The sequence below is a fragment of the Bacillus paramycoides genome (genome assembly GCF_038971285.1).
Taxonomy (GTDB): domain Bacteria; phylum Bacillota; class Bacilli; order Bacillales; family Bacillaceae_G; genus Bacillus_A.
On the sequence record NZ_CP152427.1, the window covers coordinates 4,333,196 to 4,351,185 of the forward strand.

Genomic DNA, 17,990 nt, shown 5'->3' on the forward strand with positions numbered 1-17,990 from the left:
GATCATCCTTCCAAATTATAAAGATGGAACGGATGGTGTCCACACTCTTTTATGTTCTACTTCTTCCGCACGACTCTCTACGTCTTCCATTTCTAAATCGAAAATCTTTGCAAATAACGCTAATTTTTCGTCCGCTCCCTCTTCAGCAGCTATTTCTTTCGCTACTAAAATTGGGTCTTTTAATAATTGATTAATAATACTTTTCGTATGCTTACTAATTACTTTTCTCTCACGATCACTAAGATTCGGTATTTTTCGTTCTAGACTTTCCATCGTTTCACTTTGAATAGCAAGCGCCTTATCACGAAGAGCTGATATTAACGGAACGACACCAAGTGTACTTAACCACGTTTTAAATAAAACAATTTCCTCTTCAATCATAAATTGAATTTTCTCTGCTTCTTTCAAACGCTCTGCACGGTTCGCTTCCACTACTCCTTGCAAATCATCAATGTCATATAAGAAAGAACCTTCTAACTCATCAATCGCTGGATCGATATCACGCGGCACTGCAATATCAACCATAAATAATGGACGACCAGAGCGCATTTTCTCTACCTTTGTCATCATCTCTTTCGTAATGACATAATCCGATGCACCAGTTGAACTAATTAAAATATCAGCTTCTAATAATGCACATTGTAATTCACTTAAAGGTTTTGCATGTCCCATATATTTCTCAGCCATTACTTCAGCTTTTGAAAGCGTCCTATTCATAACTGTTACTTTACGAGCGCCACTTCCATATAAGTTTTGCAATGCAAGTTCACCCATTTTACCAGCGCCAAGAATAAGCACGTGACAATCTGTTAACTCGCCGAATATTTTCTTCCCAAGCTCAACAGCAGCATAACTAACAGACATCGCACTTTCACCAATTGTCGTTTCTGAGTGAGCACGTTTCGCTAACGTGACCACTTGCTTAAACAATTCATTAAAAATTGTGCCTGTCGCTTTTACTTGCTGCGCTTCTAAAAAGCTATCTTTTATTTGACCTAAAATTTGCGTCTCTCCAACTACCATAGAATCTAAACCGCACGTTACGCGGAATAAATGCTCTATTGCACCGTCTTGTTCAAAAATAGTTAAATACGGTGCGACTTCTTCTATTTCAAGCTGAAACCAATCAGCTAAAAACTTCTTAATATAATACCGTCCCGTGTGTAATTGATCGACAACAGCGTAAATCTCAGTGCGATTACAAGTTGATACAATGACATTCTCTAACACGCTCTTTTGATTTTGTAATGTAGTCATTGCTTGCTCTAACTCTGCTGCCTGAAATGTGAGTTTCTCACGAAATTCTACAGGGGCTGTTCGATAATTTACACTAACAACAAGAATATGCACGCAGCATGTCCCCCTTCACCCGTTTTATCACTTTATCTACTATCATAATACAACTTTCCTCTTATGAATCTGACAATCGTGTGAACAACCGATTATTTTTTTAATTATTCTCCGTATGTAATAAAGGAGATTCAGTAAAACTAATAAAAACTTTCTACTTTATAATGATTATAAAATAATAACTCTATTTGTACGTTACCAAAAAAAGTCCTCATAATCAAGTGATGGAAACTATTCCATATGAATTATAACATCATCTTTCCTATCTTCTTTCATCATGAAGGAAAATATGTATGATTGTTCCAAATTGTAGCACAAACTTTCTCAATACAATGTATTTGACATTGTATTTCTTTTTCGTTATATTAGTTTTACAAAATTAAATTGTACACAACTTAATTAGAAAGGAGTTATGTATGACAGAGGATTCTTTACATCTAGATAACCAACTTTGTTTTTCTATTTACGCCTGTTCTAAAGAAGTTACCCGCTTTTATCGACCCTATTTAGAAGAAATGGGTATTACATATCCTCAGTACATTACTTTACTCGTACTATGGGAGCAAGACAGATTAACAGTAAAGGAAATTGGAGAACGTCTATTTTTAGATTCCGGTACGTTAACACCTATGTTAAAGCGAATGGAATCATTGCAACTTGTAAAACGTGTTCGTTCCAAAGAAGACGAGCGCAAAGTTTGTATTGAATTAACAGAACAAGGTAAAGATTTAAAAGAGAAGGCTTGTTCATTACCGACAACAATGGCTACAAATTTAGGAATTACAGAACAAGAATATCGTTCTTTATTAATTCAATTAAATAAACTAATTGAAACAATGAAAACAATTAATGATAGAAAAGGGGAATAAACATGGATAAATTATATACTGCTTCAGTAACTGCTACAGGTGGAAGAAATGGAAAAGTCGTTTCAGATGATGGCATATTAAATCTTGATGTAAAAATGCCGAAAGCACTAGGTGGTGCAGGCGGAGAAGCAACAAATCCAGAACAACTATTTGCTGCTGGTTATGCCGCTTGTTTTGATAGTGCATTACAACTTGTCATTCGTACGAAGCGTGTGAAAGTAGAAAGTACAGAAGTAACTGCTCACGTTTCTATCGGAAAAGATACAGATGGTGGTTTCGGCCTATCTGCTGTACTTGATGTACATGTTGCCGGCGTCTCTCATGCCGAAGCACAAGAACTTGTAGAAGCAGCTCACGGTGTATGTCCTTATTCGAAAGCAACGAGAGGAAATATTGAGGTTACATTAAACGTAAAATAAAAAATGTAGTAAATAAAAAAACGCGCGACATTCGTCACGCGTTTTTTGTTTTTGTCATTTTATGAATAGCCTTCCACGCTTCTTCTTTTCCAAGTCCTGTTTCAGAAGAGAATAGAACAATTTCATCGCCAATTTCAACAGCAAGCGTTTCTTTTACAACTTTTAAATGCTTCTGCCATTTCCCTTTCGGAATTTTATCGGCTTTCGTCGCAATAATAATTGTTGGGATTTCATAATGCTTTAAGAAATCATACATCATCACGTCATCGCTTGTTGGTTTGTGACGTAAATCAACTACTAATACAGCTGCGTCCAATTGTTCACGCGTTGTAAAGTAAGTTTCAATCATCTTGCCCCATGCTGCGCGTTCTGATTTAGATACTTTCGCATATCCATAACCTGGAACGTCAACAAAATGCATCATTTCATTGATTAAGAAAAAGTTTAACGTTTGCGTTTTTCCTGGTTTAGAAGAAATACGAACTAACTTTTTACGATTTAAAATTTTATTAATAAAGGAAGACTTCCCGACATTTGAACGACCTGCTAATGCAATTTCCGGTAAATCACTGTCTGGATATTGTTCTGGTTTAACAGCACTAATTACAATATCTGCTTTTGTTACTTTCATTGTTTCACTCCTACTAATGCGTGCTCCAATACTTCATCTAAATGAGATGCAAGCACAAACGTAAGGTTTTCTTTTACGCTTTCTGGAATATCATCTAAATCTTTCTCGTTTTCTGCTGGCAAAATAATTTTTGTTAAGCCTGCGCGGTGAGCACTTAATGTTTTTTCTTTTAAACCACCAATCGGTAATACACGACCACGAAGTGTAATTTCACCTGTCATCCCTACTTCTTTACTTACAGGAATACCTGTTAGTGCGGAAATAAGTGCCGTTGCCATCGTAATACCTGCTGACGGTCCATCTTTTGGAACTGCTCCTTCTGGAACATGAATATGAATATCATTTTTCTCATGGAAATTCGGATCAATCTTAAGCTCTTCTGCACGAGAACGAATATAGCTAAACGCTGCTTGTGCGGATTCTTTCATAACATCCCCAAGTTTCCCTGTTAAAATTAATTTCCCTTTACCTGGTGCTACAGACACTTCAATCGCAAGTGTATCGCCACCCGCTGCTGTATACGCTAACCCTGTTGCCATACCAACTTGGTCTGTTTTCTCAGCTTGCCCATAACGGAATATGTGCTTGCCAAGTAAATCAACAACATTTTTCTCTGTTACTACAATACGCTTGCGCTCTGCTGTAACGATAATTTTTGCTGCTTTACGACAAACTTTTGCGATTTGGCGCTCTAGTGTACGAACACCAGCCTCACGTGTATAATAACGAATAATTTCAAGAAGCGCTTCATCACGGACTTGTAAATTACCTTTTCGTAAGCCATGCTCTTTTAATTGTTTCGGCAATAAATGTTCACGAGCAATGTGTACTTTTTCAAGTTCAGTATAACCGGCAATCGAAATAATTTCCATACGGTCAAGCAATGGACCTGGAATACTTGAAAGTGTATTCGCAGTTGCTACAAACATAACTTTCGATAGATCATATGGTTCTTCAATATAATGATCACTGAAGTTATGGTTTTGTTCTGGATCTAACACTTCAAGTAATGCTGCTGATGGATCTCCACGGAAATCGTTAGACATTTTATCAATCTCATCTAATAAGAAGACCGGATTAACTGATTTCGCCTTTTTCATACCTTGAATAATGCGTCCTGGCATTGCTCCAACGTACGTACGGCGATGACCACGAATTTCAGATTCATCACGTACACCACCAAGGGATACACGGACAAAATTACGATTTAATGATGTTGCAATTGAACGCGCTAACGAAGTTTTTCCGACCCCAGGAGGGCCTACTAAACAAAGGATAGGTCCTTTTAATGAATTCGTTAACTTCTGTACCGCTAAATACTCAAGTACGCGCTCTTTCACTTTCTCAAGACCGTAATGATCTTTGTTTAAAATCTCTTCCGAATGAGCAAGATCAATCATATCTTCTGTTGCTTCTGTCCACGGAAGTGCTAATAACCAATCAATATAATTGCGAATTACACCGCTCTCCGCAGAACTTGCTGGTAACTTTTCATAACGATCTAATTCTTTCAGTGCAGCCTTCATTGTTTCTTCAGGCATTCCCGACTGTTCAATTTTCTCACGAAGCTCTTCAACTTCCCCGCCCTTACCTTCTTTATCGCCAAGTTCAGTTTGAATCGCCTTCATTTGCTCACGTAAGAAATATTCTTTTTGCGTGCGCTCCATTGAACGTTTCACTTTTTGTCCAATTTTCTTTTCTAAACTAAGTAATTCTTGTTCATCTTGAATAATTGAAATAAGTGTATGTAATCGTTCTTTCACAGATATAATTTCTAAAATCTCTTGTTTCTGCTTCGTTTTAATTGGTAAGTGAGAAGCAATTAAGTCAGCTAATCTTCCTGGCTCTTCTACATCAGCTACCGTTGCAAATGTTTCATTTGAAACTTTTTTCGAAACTTTAATATATTGTTCGAAATGCTCTAATAATGTACGCATAAGAGCTTTCTCTTCTAAATCAGCTTCCACTTCTTCCGTTACCGTTTTAATAGAAACTTGTACTACATTTTCTTCTTCGATAAATTCTACTACTTCTGCTCTATGTAAACCTTCTACAAGGACACGAAGCGTACCGTTCGGCAATTTTAACATTTGCTTCACTTTCGCCACTGTACCTACACTATATATGTCATCTTCTTTCGGATCATCGATATTCATTTCTTTTTGCATTGCTAAAAAGATAATATTTTCATCCATTGCCGCCTGCTCTAGTGCTTGTATCGATTTATCACGTCCTACATCAAGATGCAGAACCATCGTTGGATATACGAGAACGCCTCTTAATGGTAGGAGGGGCACGATTCTTTCATTCGTATTCATACTAGACATAGCACCTCCATAATAAATTAAACTCCTGTTCAACTATTTTATATTACAATACATCTAGATGCAATTGCAGAGATTTTCCGCAATTGTAAATCCCACGTTTTTTCTCCTTTATAAAAAGGAAAAAGACTCCGCTTAAGCATACAAACTTAAACGAAGTCTGGCAAATTTTATTATCGTACATTCTCACATTGATTGTGCATCTGTCTCGTCCACAGCAGTATGTATATCAAGCTCTCGATGTATATTTTCTTGCATAAATGTTAGCTCAAATACTTCTTTTAACTTACGAACAGGAATGATTTCAATTCCTTTTATTGTATACAAAAACGGTTGCATGTTTTCAGCAGGAATGATAACTTTCTTAGCTCCCGCCTTTTTCGCAGCTTTTATTTTCGCGTACACACCACCAATAGGTTTCACTTCCCCGTGTATACTAATCTCACCTGTCATCGCTACTTCATTATTCACATACGTACGATGCACTGCTGAATACACACCTGTTGCCATCGCAATACCTGCCGAAGGCCCATCAATCGGTATACCACCCGGAAAATTAATATGTATATCGTACCCTTCTGGCAATACATCTAGAGAACGAAGTACTGTTAATACATTATCTACAGAACCTTTCGCCATACTTTTACGGCGAATTGATTTCGTTTGACTTCCAATACTTTCCTCTTCAACAATTCCGGTAACATTTACCGATCCTTTATCTTTTGCCTTGATTGCTGTTACTTCAATTTCTAATAATGCACCTGTATTTGGTCCGTATACAGCAAGTCCATTTACAAGACCGATTCTCGGAATAGGATAAATGCGCTTTTCGTACTTCGGTGTAAGTTGACTAGAGTGAACAACCCACTCTATATCTTCATCTTTAATGAATGGGCGTTCTTCATTTATTGCCATTCCTGCAGAGATTTGTACAAGATTAATTGCTTCTCGCCCATTTCTCGCATACATCCCAACCATTTCAATACCATTTTCACCGATTTGCATTTCCACTTTGTCAGCTGCATTCTTCGCTACTTTTTGAATTTCTTCTGTATCTAACTCACGAAAGAACACTTCTAAACAACGCGACCGAATAGCAGGAGGAATCTCCTCTGGCGAACGTGTCGTCGCCCCAACTAAGCGAAAATCGGCTGGTAAACCTTTTTGAAAAATGTCATGTATATACGTTGGAATCATCGTATTCTCTTCACTGTAGTATGCACTTTCCAAAAACACTTTCCGATCTTCTAGTACTTTTAACATTTTATTCATTTGAATCGGATGTAGTTCACCTATCTCATCAATAAACAAAATACCGCCATGTGCATCTGTTACCGCACCTTTTTTCGGTTGTGGAATACCCGCTTGCCCCATCGCACCGGCACCTTGATAAATTGGATCATGTACAGAACCGATTAAAGGGTCTGCAATACCACGTTCATCAAACCTTGCTGTCGTCGCATCCAGTTCAATAAATGTTGCATTTGTGCGAAATGGAGATTTTGGATTTCGTTTCGCTTCTTCTAATACAAGACGTGCTGCCGCTGTCTTTCCGACACCTGGCGGACCATATATAATCACATGTTGCGGGTTCGGACCACAAAGAGCCGCTTTTAACGACTTAATCCCGTCCTCTTGCCCTACAATATCTAAAAAGGATGTAGGACGCACCTTTTCCGCAAGCGGCTCTGTTAAAGAAATCTCACGCATTTTACGAAGCTGTTCTAATTCTTTTTTTGATTCTCGATCAATTGAAACTTTTTGTGTTCGCTGATTTCGAAGTAAATGCCAAAAATACAATCCGACAATTACACCAAAAACAAGTTGAACAAGTAAAAATATATTTGTCCAGCTCATCATTTATTTCCTCCCGCAATGTTTTATCTCTTAGTATTTCCGCGGAGGAACATAGCTAAACATAAAGAAAAACAGCAATTATAAAAATTGCTGTTTCTCCTTCGCATTATGCAGATGTTTTTGTATCAAGTACAGTACCGTCTTGTAACACCAATTTCGGCGCTGCATTATCAGCTACTGTTTCTTTTGTAAGAATACACTTCTCGATATCTTTGCGAGATGGTAGCTCGAACATTACCTCAAGCATTAAGCCTTCAATAATAGAACGAAGTCCACGAGCACCTGTTTTACGTTCAATTGCTTTTTTCGCAATTTCAATTAGTGCACCTTCTTCAAACTCTAACTCAACATCGTCAAGCTCCAATAGTTTTTGGAATTGCTTAACAAGTGCATTTTTCGGTTTCGTTAAAATATCAACAAGAGCATCTTCATCAAGTGGCTCTAGGTTCGCAATAACTGGAAGACGACCGATAAACTCTGGAATTAAACCAAATCTTAAAAGGTCCTCTGGTAATACGTGAGATAAAACATGCTTCTCATTTACATCAGCATTTTTCTTCTCAGAACCAAAGCCAATTACTTTTTCACCAAGACGACGTTTAATAATTGGCTCGATGCCATCAAACGCTCCACCACAGATGAATAAGATATTCGTTGTATCAATTTGAATAAACTCTTGGTGCGGATGCTTACGACCACCTTGAGGTGGAACGCTCGCTACAGTACCTTCTAAAATTTTCAGAAGTGCCTGCTGCACACCTTCACCAGATACATCACGTGTAATTGATGGATTTTCGGACTTACGTGCCACTTTATCAATCTCATCAATATAAATGATTCCTTTTTCCGCTTTCTCTACATCATAATCAGCTGCTTGGATTAATTTTAGTAAGATGTTTTCTACATCTTCCCCAACATATCCAGCTTCAGTTAAAGATGTTGCGTCCGCGATTGCAAATGGAACATTTAAAATACGCGCTAACGTTTGTGCCAGTAATGTTTTACCACTACCTGTTGGCCCGATAAGTGCGATATTACTCTTCGCTAATTCTACATCATCAATTTTGCTGTTAGAATTAATGCGTTTGTAATGGTTATATACCGCTACCGCTAGTGCTTTCTTCGCGTTATCTTGTCCGATGACATACTCATCTAAGATTTCACGAATTTCTACCGGTTTCGGTACATCTTTGAATTCTACTTCTTCGTCTTTCGCAAGCTCCTCTTGTACAATTTCAGTACAAAGTTCGATACACTCGTCACAAATGTAAACACCTGGACCTGCAACTAACTTTCGAACTTGCGTTTGTGTTTTACCACAAAAAGAACATTTTAATTGCCCTTTTTCATCATTAAATTTAAACATATTTTCACACCCCTTACAAAGTGCTAACCTCTTGCCTTCGTATGTACACGATAAATGTATCGTATGTAAATACATATTATGTCACTACGTGGCGAGAAATACAAATAATATGACTAGTTATGTACAAATAAAAAGTTTTTAAAACTTTTGAAATATGTATATTCGACTCATTAAGGAAGTTTTCCTTCTTCATCGAAAAGTTTTATAAATATATTTCTATATTTATAAAACAAGGCACGATTAAAATCGCGCCTTGTTATTTTATTATGCAGCGTTTTCTACTAAGAAGTCTACAGCTTTACGAACTTTAAGATCTTCAGCTAAAGCGTCTACGCTTCCAAGAGCTTGCTTGATAGCGTCTACTGGCATACCGTACATTTCAGCCATTTTTTCAACTTCTGCAGTTACTTCTTCTTCAGTAACTTCGATGTTTTCAGCTTCAATGATAGCTTCAAGAACAAGGTTGATTCGTACGCGTTTTTGAGCGTCTTCTTTCATTTGCTCTTTTAACTTGTCAGCATCAGTACCTGTGAATTGGTAGTAAAGCTCAAGGTTCATACCTTGTTGGCTTAAACGTTGCTCGAATTCACGAACCATACGATCTAACTCAGTGTCGATCATAGCTTCTGGAATGTCGATTTCAGCGTTAGCAGCAGCTAATTCTACTACTTCGTCACGTACTTTGTGCTCAGCTTCGTGCTTTTTGCCTTCTTCTAAGTTTGTACGAAGTTTTGCTTTTAATTCATCAAGAGTTGCAACCGCTTCGTCAGCTTCTTTAGCGAACTCGTCGTTTAACTCAGGAAGTTCTTTTGTTTTGATTTCATGAACTGTTACTTTGAATGTTGCTGGTTTGCCAGCTAATTCAGCAGCATGGTACTCTTCTGGGAATGATACTTCAACGTCTTTAGACTCACCAGATTTAAGACCAATTACTTGCTCTTCGAAACCTGGGATGAATGTACCAGAACCGATTGCTAGAGAGTAGTTTTCGCCTTTTCCACCTTCAAATGCTTCGCCATCAACGAAACCTTCGAAGTCGATTACAGCTGTATCACCGTTTTCAACAGTTCCTTCTTCTTTAACAACTAGTTCAGCTTGACGCTCTTGTAAAGATTTTAATTCGTTCTCTACATCTTCGTCAGTTACAGTTGTTTCAACTTTTTCTACTGCTAAACCTTTGTACTCACCTAATTTAACTTCAGGTTTCACTGTTACTTTTGCAGTGAAGATAAGGTTAGCATTTTTTTCGAATTTCTCGATGTCGATTTCAGGATGAGCAACTGGGAAGATACCAGCTTCATCGATCGCTTCACCGTATGCTTTTGGTAAGATGATATCTAAAGCATCTTGGTATAAAGATTCGATACCAAAGCGTTGTTCGAATAACGGACGAGGCATTTTCCCTTTACGGAAACCTGGTACGTTGATTGTTTTTACTACTTTTTTGAACGCAGCGTCGATAGAGTTGTTTACTTCTTTAGCATCAACTTCGATTGTTAAAACGCCTACGTTACCTTCTAATTTTTCCCATTTTGCAGCCATTTATTCTTTCCCTCCAACTATAATAATGTATGCACATACCTCTATAGATTAAGATCTTCATTATCTCTTTTTTGAAATAACAAAAGTACAAATAATCCTCTAGCAAAAGCTTTCAGATATAATGTTCCAATCTACTAATTGCCTAAAAGACAACTACGGTATATTTTGTTCGAGAATAATATGAAACATATTAAGTAAGAGAATTACACTTCTCTTCTCTTACAAACAGACAGATTTCTGCCTTTTGCAACCCTTACATTATAACATAGAATATGCTCGTTTCAAGAACCGAACGATTCTTTTTCATAATTATACGGGCAAATATCCTTCTCTTTCAACACGTAATAACCATTGATAGGCAATATGAAACTCTTCTAATTCAATATTATACGCTGTCATAAGCTCTTCTTCATCAATAGGCAATCCGAAACGCTTTCTTCCAATCCTCTCTAAAACAGCAGCCCAAATCTCCACCTTATCCATTAATAGAGCGAATGGGAAAACGCTAATTTGCAATTCTTTCCAATATGTAACCATCGCATCAAATATATCAGGATACTTTTGTTCTAATCGACTTGATAATGTATGTATAATGTTATTGGATTGCTCCTCATTATGACCTGTAAATGCTGGAATTACCTTGATCGTATTCCCAAACTTTTCTACCTCTATCTCTTCTTCTATTTGATTTTCTATCATTTTATACAAAATAGAAGTTTTCAAATAAGGGTGCTGTTTTTCATCTATTAAAAATTTCTTTAAAATAGGTAATGCAAGATCCAAGTCTTTTAATGAAAGTTGCTGAATTGCTCTTAGCTTTTGTCCAAAGTTTTCTCCAAACATTTCATTAGTAAACTCATCTAATTCAAAATTCGAATCGACTAGTGACGTATCTACTTCATTTAACATACCTTCTGCAAATAAAGCGAGCTGTGCTAATTTTTCCTTTTGCTCAGGCATTACATCTTTCGTTTGCAACACTTTTTCAACGGTTTCAATGACACCTTCATAATCATTTGTTTGAACTAAAATCGTTACATATGTTTCAAGAATATCACCAAATAATACAGCTCCCGTTTCAAGTAACTGTTCACATTTGTCTTTCGCTTCTTCCATATGTTTTAATTCCAACAAACAAATAACAGAAGCGAGTTCCGTTTGTTCCGTTTCTGCATTATACTGACGTAATATTTCAAAGCAGCGCAATGCATCTTCGAATTTCCGCTCTTTCAGCGCTAAAAAACCTTCATCAATATATCGCTCTGATAGCTGCGGAAACAATACGACCGTATTTTCTTTTTTATCCATACGTCCGCCTCTTTTTCTAGATTTTAATTATCTTTAAAGTAAATATATCAAATGAGTAATGAGAACACAACATCCCAAAACCCTTTGTTTGAAATATATAAATATTTATTTTTTTCATTTCAATACAAGCAAATCCCTACTCAAAATTAAAAATATGCTAATAAAAAACCCTCAGCAATGAAAGCAGAGGATTTATCATTAATGGAAAGCTTTTATAATAGTGGGGTATATAACAAGGGTAATAATTTGGAGAACAATAATTGCCATAACAATCATGCTAAAATAGAAGATTGGTTTACTTCGCTTCATTAAAAACATAATAATAAGCATCGTACAAGCAAACAAACTTAAGAAGAACAAACTCGTTGTCGAACTAAGTATACCACTTGGGACAAAGAACAATAACACTACACTACAAGTACCTATAATTCCAAATAACCATTCCATTCATTAACTCATTCCCTTTCCCTCTCATGGCAGTTTTTTACTAAGCGATTAAATGTTTTACAACATCAACTACATACGTTAATTTCTCATACGCTACAAATCCAAATGCAACTGTTAAACCCGTTACGATTAATCCCTTCATCATTTCTTCCTCCTCGTTTTATCGTTGTTACCTTCATTATAGAGGATTAGCAATTTGTTACCATCGAACTTCCTTACAGTTACCTTACAGAATTGTAAGATTTCAAAAAAGGTATAAAAAACAACTTATATCACTTGAGGGGACTTCATGGAATTTCTCTATAATCACTTGCAAAATTAACTTTTTTCTCTTGGTTATTTTCCGGAAAATCCAATCTTAAACTAATAGATTTACTAAATAATTTGGGATTAAAATAATAACAAGAATCCGTTTGAGGACAATATACACAATAGACATCTATTTCTTCTTTATTCACTTCTTTTGTAGCGACTCCGCTTGCCGTAGAATAACTAGAACGAAATCTAACTTCAAGAATTCCCTTCGCATTTAATTCTCTATATTTCACTTGCACTCTCTTAAACAATCCATCTTTGTACACTACAAGATCAAACGGAGAATGCTCTGTTTGTGGTATTAAAATCATATATCCTTTTTCATACAAATCAACTTGCGCCTTTAAAACAGCTAAATCCCCCTTTGTTTTTGTATGATGGTACACTTTTTCTCAGCACCTTTTTACATATTTTTAAAATAACATTCGTTACTTTTCTTAACTTACCTCCCAATATTTTTTCATTAAAAGAAAATTCTTTGTTAAAATCATGTTAATATATTTTTGTACAATTAAGAATTTAATTTACAAGGGGGATTATATATGTTCAAAAAAGTGGCTGCTGATGTTTTGGGATTAAGTGATGTAGGTTCTGTCATTACACCGAAAGATTACGATAAGGTCGATGCTGATGATTACGTGATGCATGAAGATGGGGAGAAAATTTACTTTCTCATTAAATCGAAATCAGATGAGTATTGCTTCACAAACAAAGGATTACTCCATCTAGATGGTACAAGTGCGACAAGTAAAAAACGTACACTACGCCGCTTTAGCTATAGTAAATATCAAATTAAAAACGTAGCGCTTGAAACTGCGGGAACGATTGATTTAGATGTAGAAATTAAGTTCCAAATGGGCGATGAGCATTATTCAATTGATGTTCATAAAAAACATATTGAAGAATTAAAAGATTTATATAAAGCTTTACTTAAAATAGAAGAAATCTCATACGACAACGATATTACATTGCAGTATGCACATAAAAGTTTAGATATGGCCTCTAACGCTTTCAGCCGCATTTCAAACGCACAAGTAAATTTAGCAGAACAGTTTAAAGAAATGAACGAAATCGCTTTTAACTGGCTCGTTGATACGAAAAAACAATATAATGTGAAAGATTATGGTTTTGTGTTTGAGAAGTTTATTAATAACTAAACACGAAACCCTTGTTATCAAAAGATAACAAGGGTTTCTTAGCGTCCCAGGAGAAATTCGAGCTCCCACTCCGCCCATTTCCGTACTATTTTATATATTTTGATCGCAGTCTTAATATATCTTCCTCTTCGCGAATGCCTGCCGATCCCTTCCTCACATTTTTTACGATAGTCCAATCCGGGTTAGTTTCATCACCGATGTTCTGTACTGTAAAGTTGCCATCACCATATTTTCGGTGACCTTCTGCCAATTTCTCCGTTAAATCGTTCTCATTTGATCTCGCCATCTTTGCGCCATCTCCCTTTTTTATACAACCTTCTTAAACTGTCTAACCAATCACAGGTCCAGTCAATTGGAGATTCTCGTTTTCCGCTTCTATTAATTGTAACACACTGTCGGGGATAAGTTTCGATAACTGCTGCTCAATCGTACTAGAATAGAAGAAAACAATAGATAAGAGGTGTACTTATGTCTTTATACGAATTAGAAAAAGTTGATTTTATGGGCTACAATCAAGAAGAAAAAATAGCCTATTTAGTCATTACTGATGAATTAGACTGGACTAATGAAGAAAAACATATTGAGTTACTGCAAGAAAAAATCAATTTGTATTTGAGCTTTATAGAAAGTGACGAGGTTTACGAAAGGTATCCTGAAGTAAAAGGGTATGGTTTTGTTATTAAGATATTCGGGAAATATCTTTTACTGAATGGGGCAAAGAATTTTTAGAAAAGGTTGATGAGGTTCTCGTTGAAGCTGGATACGGTTTTCAATACGTGCATAAACCATTTGATGAGCCTGAACAAACAAATAATATAACTGACTAGCAAGGAGCGTTTTTAAGCGCTCTTTTTAATGCACTTTAATCTGTTACATATACTCATTATCATATATCCCGTTATAATATTTTTACACCTCTTGCACATACATCAATTTGTAGACAAACAAAAAACCTTGTTTTCACAAGATAACAAGGTTTTGTTAGCGTCCCAGGAGAGATTCGAACTCCCGACCGTACGCTTAGAAGGCGTATGCTCTATCCGGCTGAGCTACTGGGACATGGAGCGGGTGAAGAGAATCGAACTCTCGACCAGAGCTTGGAAGGCTCTTGTTTTACCACTAAACTACACCCGCATATGTTATTTTATTTTTCTTCGTTAGCGCTGTTGCCCTATCGACAATATTTATTATATGTATATCCATACATAAAGTCAACACCTTTTTTAAAAGAGGATAAATTTTCTTATCCTCTTTTAAAAACTGCTTGTTCAACTAGTTGTCCGTCTAATGTTTCAAAACGAACTTCCATTTGATTTTCATCCATTTCTAATAAAGCAAATGTCTTTTCTACACGCTGACGCGGTAATAAAACACTGCCTGGGTTAATAAATAAAACGCCGTCGATTAATTCCGCACCTAATACGTGAGAGTGTCCGAAGCATGCAACTTGCGCTCCTACCTCTTCTGCACGGTACGCTAATGTTTGCAATGTCATTTTCACGTTATGACGATGCCCGTGCACAACTACGAAACGAATGCCTTCTACATCAGTTACAATTTCATCTTGAAAGTTAGCATAATCACAATTCCCTTTTACAACATGGAAACCTTGCAGCTCTTCATGAGCAGGCGTTAGCTCCGAATCACCACAATGAATCATGATATCTACTTTCCCTTCATATTTCTCTTTTAACTGCTGTAATTCCTTCACAGAGCTATGACTATCGCTTACGATTAAAGCTTTCATCAATCTCTCTCCCTTATTCTCCTAAAAACCATTCCGGGATTTTTTCTTCTAATTTACGAAGAGCACGTCCACGGTGGCTAATGGCATTCTTCTCATCTGAACTTAGTTCCGCCATCGCTTTTTTATATTCTTCCACATAAAAAATCGGGTCATATCCAAAACCGTTTTCCCCGCGGCGCTGCTCTAAAATATATCCTTCGCACGTCCCGTTTACAATGACAGGCTTTTTATCACCTTCAGGGAAAGCCACTGCTAATGCACAGTAGAAGCGAGCTTTACGCTTATCAAATGGTATTTCATTTAATTCTTGTAAAACTTTATCAATATTCGCTTGATCATCTTTTGGCTCTCCAGCAAAACGAGCTGAATACACGCCTGGCTTTCCATTTAAAGCATCTACAATAAGACCTGAATCATCCGCAATTACGATTGCATTCAGCTGTTTGCTCAGACTGTCCGCTTTTAAAATCGCATTTTCTTCAAATGTTTCACCAGTTTCTTCGACTTCTTCAATATGAGGAAAATCGTGTAATGATTTTACTTCTAAATCAAATCGCTCAAATAACTCGGCAAATTCACGTACTTTCCCCATATTTTTTGTCGCTACAACAACTTGTTTCATACTTTCCACCTCTACTCTATATGAGATACGATGTCGCCTAACGCTTCTTTTTGCATGTCAATCAGTTGGAAAATACCTTGTTCTGCAGCATCAAGTAATTCATTTAACTGCGCTCTGCTAAACGTCGCTTCTTCTCCAGTTCCTTGTACTTCAACAAACTGACCTTTTCCAGTCATAATTACGTTCATATCAACGTCTGCTTTAGAATCTTCTGCATAGTTTAAATCTAAAACAACACCTTGCTCTTCAACAATTCCTACTGACGTCGCTGCTAAATAATCTTTCACTGGAATTTTAGATACTTTTTCTGCTTGTAATAACTTCTCAAACGCTAATACCATTGCTACATATGCACCTGTAATAGAAGCTGTTCTCGTTCCACCATCCGCTTGAATAACATCACAATCAATCCAAACCGTTCTCTCACCAAGTGCTTCTAAGTCAACTACCGCTCGTAATGCTCGTCCAATTAAACGTTGGATTTCCATTGTACGTCCTGTTACTTTCCCTTTACTTGACTCCCTAATTGTACGTTGTTCTGTCGCACGTGGAATCATCGCGTATTCAGCTGTTACCCAGCCCTTTCCTTCTCCACGCATAAAAGGCGGGACACGCTCTTCAATTGTCGCTGAGCAAATTACCTTTGTATCCCCAACCTCAATTAATACTGACCCCTCTGGATGTTTTAAATAATTCGTATGAATATGTATATGGCGTAATTCTGTTTTCTCTCTACCATCTACTCGCATAAAAATAACCTCCTCATAACTACTTGTTAGTATAGCCAAATTTAAATGTATGATATGTATACAATAAAAGAAGGAGAACCCAAAAAGCAATTCCCCTTTCTTACTTAAGTATATCAAATTATTGGCGATTAAAAACTACCTGTATTCACGTTTTCTGGACGATCTACAGGTTTTATTAACTTTCCGCCCTTTTCATCTATAAGATTTGCTTTACCATTTACTTCAATAGAAACACTTTTCACACCTTTCTTTTCTGTTAAAGATAAAACTAATGACTTCAATACGTAATTTGAAATCATATTTTTATCTGGGTTTATAAATATAGTTTCATTAAAGTTTAATGTAAGATTTCCATCCTGTAATTTCGGATTCGTAATCAGCTTAACTCCTGGATTGAAATCGTTCAGAAGAGATTGATGAATCGGCCCTTTTACAAGTTCATCTACAATTGCTGCATAATCATTTTCTTTTCCTTCTACAACGCGGCGTGTTACTGGTACATAGTATTGCTGTTTATTATTATTTTGTGCCATAAAATAAAGTGTTACTGGTTTTGTATTTGTTACATCTGCTACTTGTTCATCATCGAAGTTAATACCGTTAGCACGGCTCACCCCTTCACCAAGTGGTGTACCACCAACAGGCATCTTCGCCAGTTTCTCACCATTTATTTGGAACTGCACTTGTTTTACTTCTTTAAATTGTGTCAACGTCCACGCTATTGACTCAACGATTTGACGCTCTTCTTCTTTTGCATAGTTTTTCATTTCTTTAGAGAAATCAATGACTGCCGTCCCATCTTTTTTCAAATCTAGGGTCATCGATGTATTCGCTGGAATGACTGCACGGAACCCATTCGGTAATAAATTTGTTACCGGCCCATCTTTCACAAGGTACTCTAACGTTTGCTGAATAACCTCATTTGCTTTCGGAGTAGGTATAGCTAACGTTTGTGGTACAACATAGCCATTTTTATCAACAAGGTATAGTTCTCTATTCACCATTTGTCCTTGCTTATCTTTCTTAGATACTTCTTTCTTGCCACCCTCTGTATACGTAACTTGTTTTGGCGGATCAATTTCTTCTGTTGCTTTCTCTTGATTTATAAAGCCACACCCTGTTAGTAAAACAGCACTCACAGTAGCACCAACAACCCATTTAAAAGTGGATTTAGGCATGCCATTCCCCCCTAAAATCTAAGTTTGTACTATTATGTATACGAGCTGTTTCATGTTTTAGAACAAGCTGTGCTTCTTACAAACAAAAAACTCCTGATTTCTCAGGAGT

Annotated in this window: 18 protein-coding genes and 2 tRNA genes; 4 read left to right on the plus strand and 16 right to left on the minus strand. The window is 36.6% G+C overall.

Annotation, left to right across the window (positions count from 1 at the left end):
• Positions 1-15: 15 nt before the first annotated feature.
• The gene (gene hemA / locus AAG068_RS22415; RefSeq protein ID WP_342715868.1) at positions 16-1,350 is read right to left on the minus strand and encodes a glutamyl-tRNA reductase; all 1,335 of its coding nucleotides are present in this window, start codon (positions 1,348-1,350) and stop codon (positions 16-18) included.
• A gap of 416 nt (positions 1,351-1,766) precedes the next feature.
• Here hemA and AAG068_RS22420 point away from each other — a divergent pair, with 416 nt between their 5' ends.
• Positions 1,767-2,219 (plus strand): MarR family winged helix-turn-helix transcriptional regulator, encoded by a 453-nt coding sequence (locus tag AAG068_RS22420; protein WP_342715869.1) that lies wholly within the window; start codon positions 1,767-1,769, stop codon positions 2,217-2,219.
• Positions 2,220-2,221: 2 nt separating this feature from the next.
• Positions 2,222-2,638 carry an organic hydroperoxide resistance protein gene (locus AAG068_RS22425; protein ID WP_061677128.1) on the plus strand — a complete coding sequence of 139 codons (417 nt, stop codon included), beginning with the start codon at positions 2,222-2,224 and terminating at the stop codon, positions 2,636-2,638.
• A gap of 34 nt (positions 2,639-2,672) precedes the next feature.
• On the opposite strand, the gene ysxC is transcribed toward AAG068_RS22425, so the two are convergent.
• The 8 genes from ysxC to AAG068_RS22465 all read right to left on the minus strand — a co-directional run bounded on the left by ysxC (position 2,673) and on the right by AAG068_RS22465 (position 12,814).
• Positions 2,673-3,269, minus strand: a complete 597-nt coding sequence (gene ysxC, locus AAG068_RS22430; protein WP_048531469.1) for a ribosome biogenesis GTP-binding protein YsxC — start codon at positions 3,267-3,269, stop codon at positions 2,673-2,675.
• Positions 3,266-5,596 (minus strand): endopeptidase La, encoded by a 2,331-nt coding sequence (gene lon / locus AAG068_RS22435; protein ID WP_342715870.1) that lies wholly within the window; start codon positions 5,594-5,596, stop codon positions 3,266-3,268. The genes ysxC and lon overlap by 4 nt, the downstream gene beginning before the upstream one ends.
• A gap of 183 nt (positions 5,597-5,779) precedes the next feature.
• Complete coding sequence (gene lonB / locus AAG068_RS22440) at positions 5,780-7,450, minus strand: ATP-dependent protease LonB (protein WP_342715871.1); 1,671 nt, start codon at positions 7,448-7,450, stop codon at positions 5,780-5,782.
• Positions 7,451-7,556: 106 nt separating this feature from the next.
• A complete protein-coding gene (gene clpX, locus AAG068_RS22445; RefSeq protein WP_000472282.1) occupies positions 7,557-8,816 on the minus strand; it encodes an ATP-dependent protease ATP-binding subunit ClpX in 1,260 nt (419 codons plus the stop codon).
• 264 nt (positions 8,817-9,080) lie between these two features.
• Positions 9,081-10,358 carry a trigger factor gene (gene tig / locus AAG068_RS22450; protein WP_000729253.1) on the minus strand — a complete coding sequence of 426 codons (1,278 nt, stop codon included), beginning with the start codon at positions 10,356-10,358 and terminating at the stop codon, positions 9,081-9,083.
• A 309-nt stretch (positions 10,359-10,667) separates the two neighbouring features.
• Positions 10,668-11,666 (minus strand): hypothetical protein, encoded by a 999-nt coding sequence (locus tag AAG068_RS22455; protein WP_342715872.1) that lies wholly within the window; start codon positions 11,664-11,666, stop codon positions 10,668-10,670.
• Between the two features lie 198 nt (positions 11,667-11,864).
• Positions 11,865-12,113: a hypothetical protein gene (locus tag AAG068_RS22460; protein ID WP_001983650.1), complete on the minus strand. Its 249-nt coding sequence runs from the start codon at positions 12,111-12,113 to the stop codon at positions 11,865-11,867.
• Positions 12,114-12,400: 287 nt separating this feature from the next.
• Positions 12,401-12,814 (minus strand): group I intron-associated PD-(D/E)XK endonuclease, encoded by a 414-nt coding sequence (locus AAG068_RS22465; RefSeq protein ID WP_342715874.1) that lies wholly within the window; start codon positions 12,812-12,814, stop codon positions 12,401-12,403.
• 156 nt (positions 12,815-12,970) lie between these two features.
• Between AAG068_RS22465 and AAG068_RS22470 the strand changes: the two genes are divergently transcribed.
• Entirely contained in the window at positions 12,971-13,585 is a 615-nt protein-coding gene (locus tag AAG068_RS22470) for a PH domain-containing protein (RefSeq protein WP_000475206.1), read from the plus strand.
• A gap of 85 nt (positions 13,586-13,670) precedes the next feature.
• On the opposite strand, the gene AAG068_RS22475 is transcribed toward AAG068_RS22470, so the two are convergent.
• Positions 13,671-13,871 (minus strand): hypothetical protein, encoded by a 201-nt coding sequence (locus tag AAG068_RS22475; RefSeq protein WP_000124456.1) that lies wholly within the window; start codon positions 13,869-13,871, stop codon positions 13,671-13,673.
• Between the two features lie 182 nt (positions 13,872-14,053).
• Here AAG068_RS22475 and AAG068_RS22480 point away from each other — a divergent pair, with 182 nt between their 5' ends.
• The gene (locus tag AAG068_RS22480) at positions 14,054-14,314 is read left to right on the plus strand and encodes a DUF6572 domain-containing protein (protein WP_342715875.1); all 261 of its coding nucleotides are present in this window, start codon (positions 14,054-14,056) and stop codon (positions 14,312-14,314) included.
• 256 nt (positions 14,315-14,570) lie between these two features.
• Here the strand turns inward: AAG068_RS22480 and AAG068_RS22485 are convergent.
• The 6 genes from AAG068_RS22485 to gerM all read right to left on the minus strand — a co-directional run bounded on the left by AAG068_RS22485 (position 14,571) and on the right by gerM (position 17,881).
• Positions 14,571-14,644: transfer RNA gene (locus tag AAG068_RS22485), tRNA-Arg, on the minus strand.
• Between the two features lies 1 nt (position 14,645).
• Positions 14,646-14,719, minus strand: a tRNA-Gly gene (locus tag AAG068_RS22490).
• Positions 14,720-14,828: 109 nt separating this feature from the next.
• The gene (locus tag AAG068_RS22495) at positions 14,829-15,332 is read right to left on the minus strand and encodes a metallophosphoesterase (RefSeq protein ID WP_342715876.1); all 504 of its coding nucleotides are present in this window, start codon (positions 15,330-15,332) and stop codon (positions 14,829-14,831) included.
• 13 nt (positions 15,333-15,345) lie between these two features.
• Complete coding sequence (locus tag AAG068_RS22500) at positions 15,346-15,954, minus strand: XTP/dITP diphosphatase (RefSeq protein ID WP_000815929.1); 609 nt, start codon at positions 15,952-15,954, stop codon at positions 15,346-15,348.
• An 11-nt stretch (positions 15,955-15,965) separates the two neighbouring features.
• A complete protein-coding gene (gene rph, locus AAG068_RS22505) occupies positions 15,966-16,703 on the minus strand; it encodes a ribonuclease PH (protein ID WP_001261765.1) in 738 nt (245 codons plus the stop codon).
• A 128-nt stretch (positions 16,704-16,831) separates the two neighbouring features.
• On the minus strand, positions 16,832-17,881 hold the full coding sequence (gene gerM, locus AAG068_RS22510) for a spore germination protein GerM (protein ID WP_342715877.1): 1,050 nt from the start codon (positions 17,879-17,881) through the stop codon (positions 16,832-16,834).
• Positions 17,882-17,990 lie beyond the last annotated feature (109 nt).

Bases quoted from the DNA above. Each gene is read 5' to 3' on its own strand.
- AAG068_RS22455 (WP_342715872.1), bottom strand. From the start codon at position 11,666: ATGGATAAAAAAGAAAATACGGTCGTATTGTTTCCGCAGCTATCAGAG.
- ysxC (WP_048531469.1), bottom strand. From the start codon at position 3,269: ATGAAAGTAACAAAAGCAGATATTGTAATTAGTGCTGTTAAACCAGAA.
- AAG068_RS22495 (WP_342715876.1), bottom strand. From the start codon at position 15,332: ATGAAAGCTTTAATCGTAAGCGATAGTCATAGCTCTGTGAAGGAATTA.
- lonB (WP_342715871.1), bottom strand. From the start codon at position 7,450: ATGAGCTGGACAAATATATTTTTACTTGTTCAACTTGTTTTTGGTGTA.
- AAG068_RS22425 (WP_061677128.1), top strand. From the start codon at position 2,222: ATGGATAAATTATATACTGCTTCAGTAACTGCTACAGGTGGAAGAAAT.
- clpX (WP_000472282.1), bottom strand. From the start codon at position 8,816: ATGTTTAAATTTAATGATGAAAAAGGGCAATTAAAATGTTCTTTTTGT.
- AAG068_RS22475 (WP_000124456.1), bottom strand. From the start codon at position 13,871: ATGGCGAGATCAAATGAGAACGATTTAACGGAGAAATTGGCAGAAGGT.
- AAG068_RS22480 (WP_342715875.1), top strand. From the start codon at position 14,054: ATGTCTTTATACGAATTAGAAAAAGTTGATTTTATGGGCTACAATCAA.
- AAG068_RS22500 (WP_000815929.1), bottom strand. From the start codon at position 15,954: ATGAAACAAGTTGTTGTAGCGACAAAAAATATGGGGAAAGTACGTGAA.
- rph (WP_001261765.1), bottom strand. From the start codon at position 16,703: ATGCGAGTAGATGGTAGAGAGAAAACAGAATTACGCCATATACATATT.
- gerM (WP_342715877.1), bottom strand. From the start codon at position 17,881: ATGCCTAAATCCACTTTTAAATGGGTTGTTGGTGCTACTGTGAGTGCT.
- lon (WP_342715870.1), bottom strand. From the start codon at position 5,596: ATGTCTAGTATGAATACGAATGAAAGAATCGTGCCCCTCCTACCATTA.
- AAG068_RS22420 (WP_342715869.1), top strand. From the start codon at position 1,767: ATGACAGAGGATTCTTTACATCTAGATAACCAACTTTGTTTTTCTATT.
- AAG068_RS22460 (WP_001983650.1), bottom strand. From the start codon at position 12,113: ATGGAATGGTTATTTGGAATTATAGGTACTTGTAGTGTAGTGTTATTG.
- tig (WP_000729253.1), bottom strand. From the start codon at position 10,358: ATGGCTGCAAAATGGGAAAAATTAGAAGGTAACGTAGGCGTTTTAACA.
- AAG068_RS22470 (WP_000475206.1), top strand. From the start codon at position 12,971: ATGTTCAAAAAAGTGGCTGCTGATGTTTTGGGATTAAGTGATGTAGGT.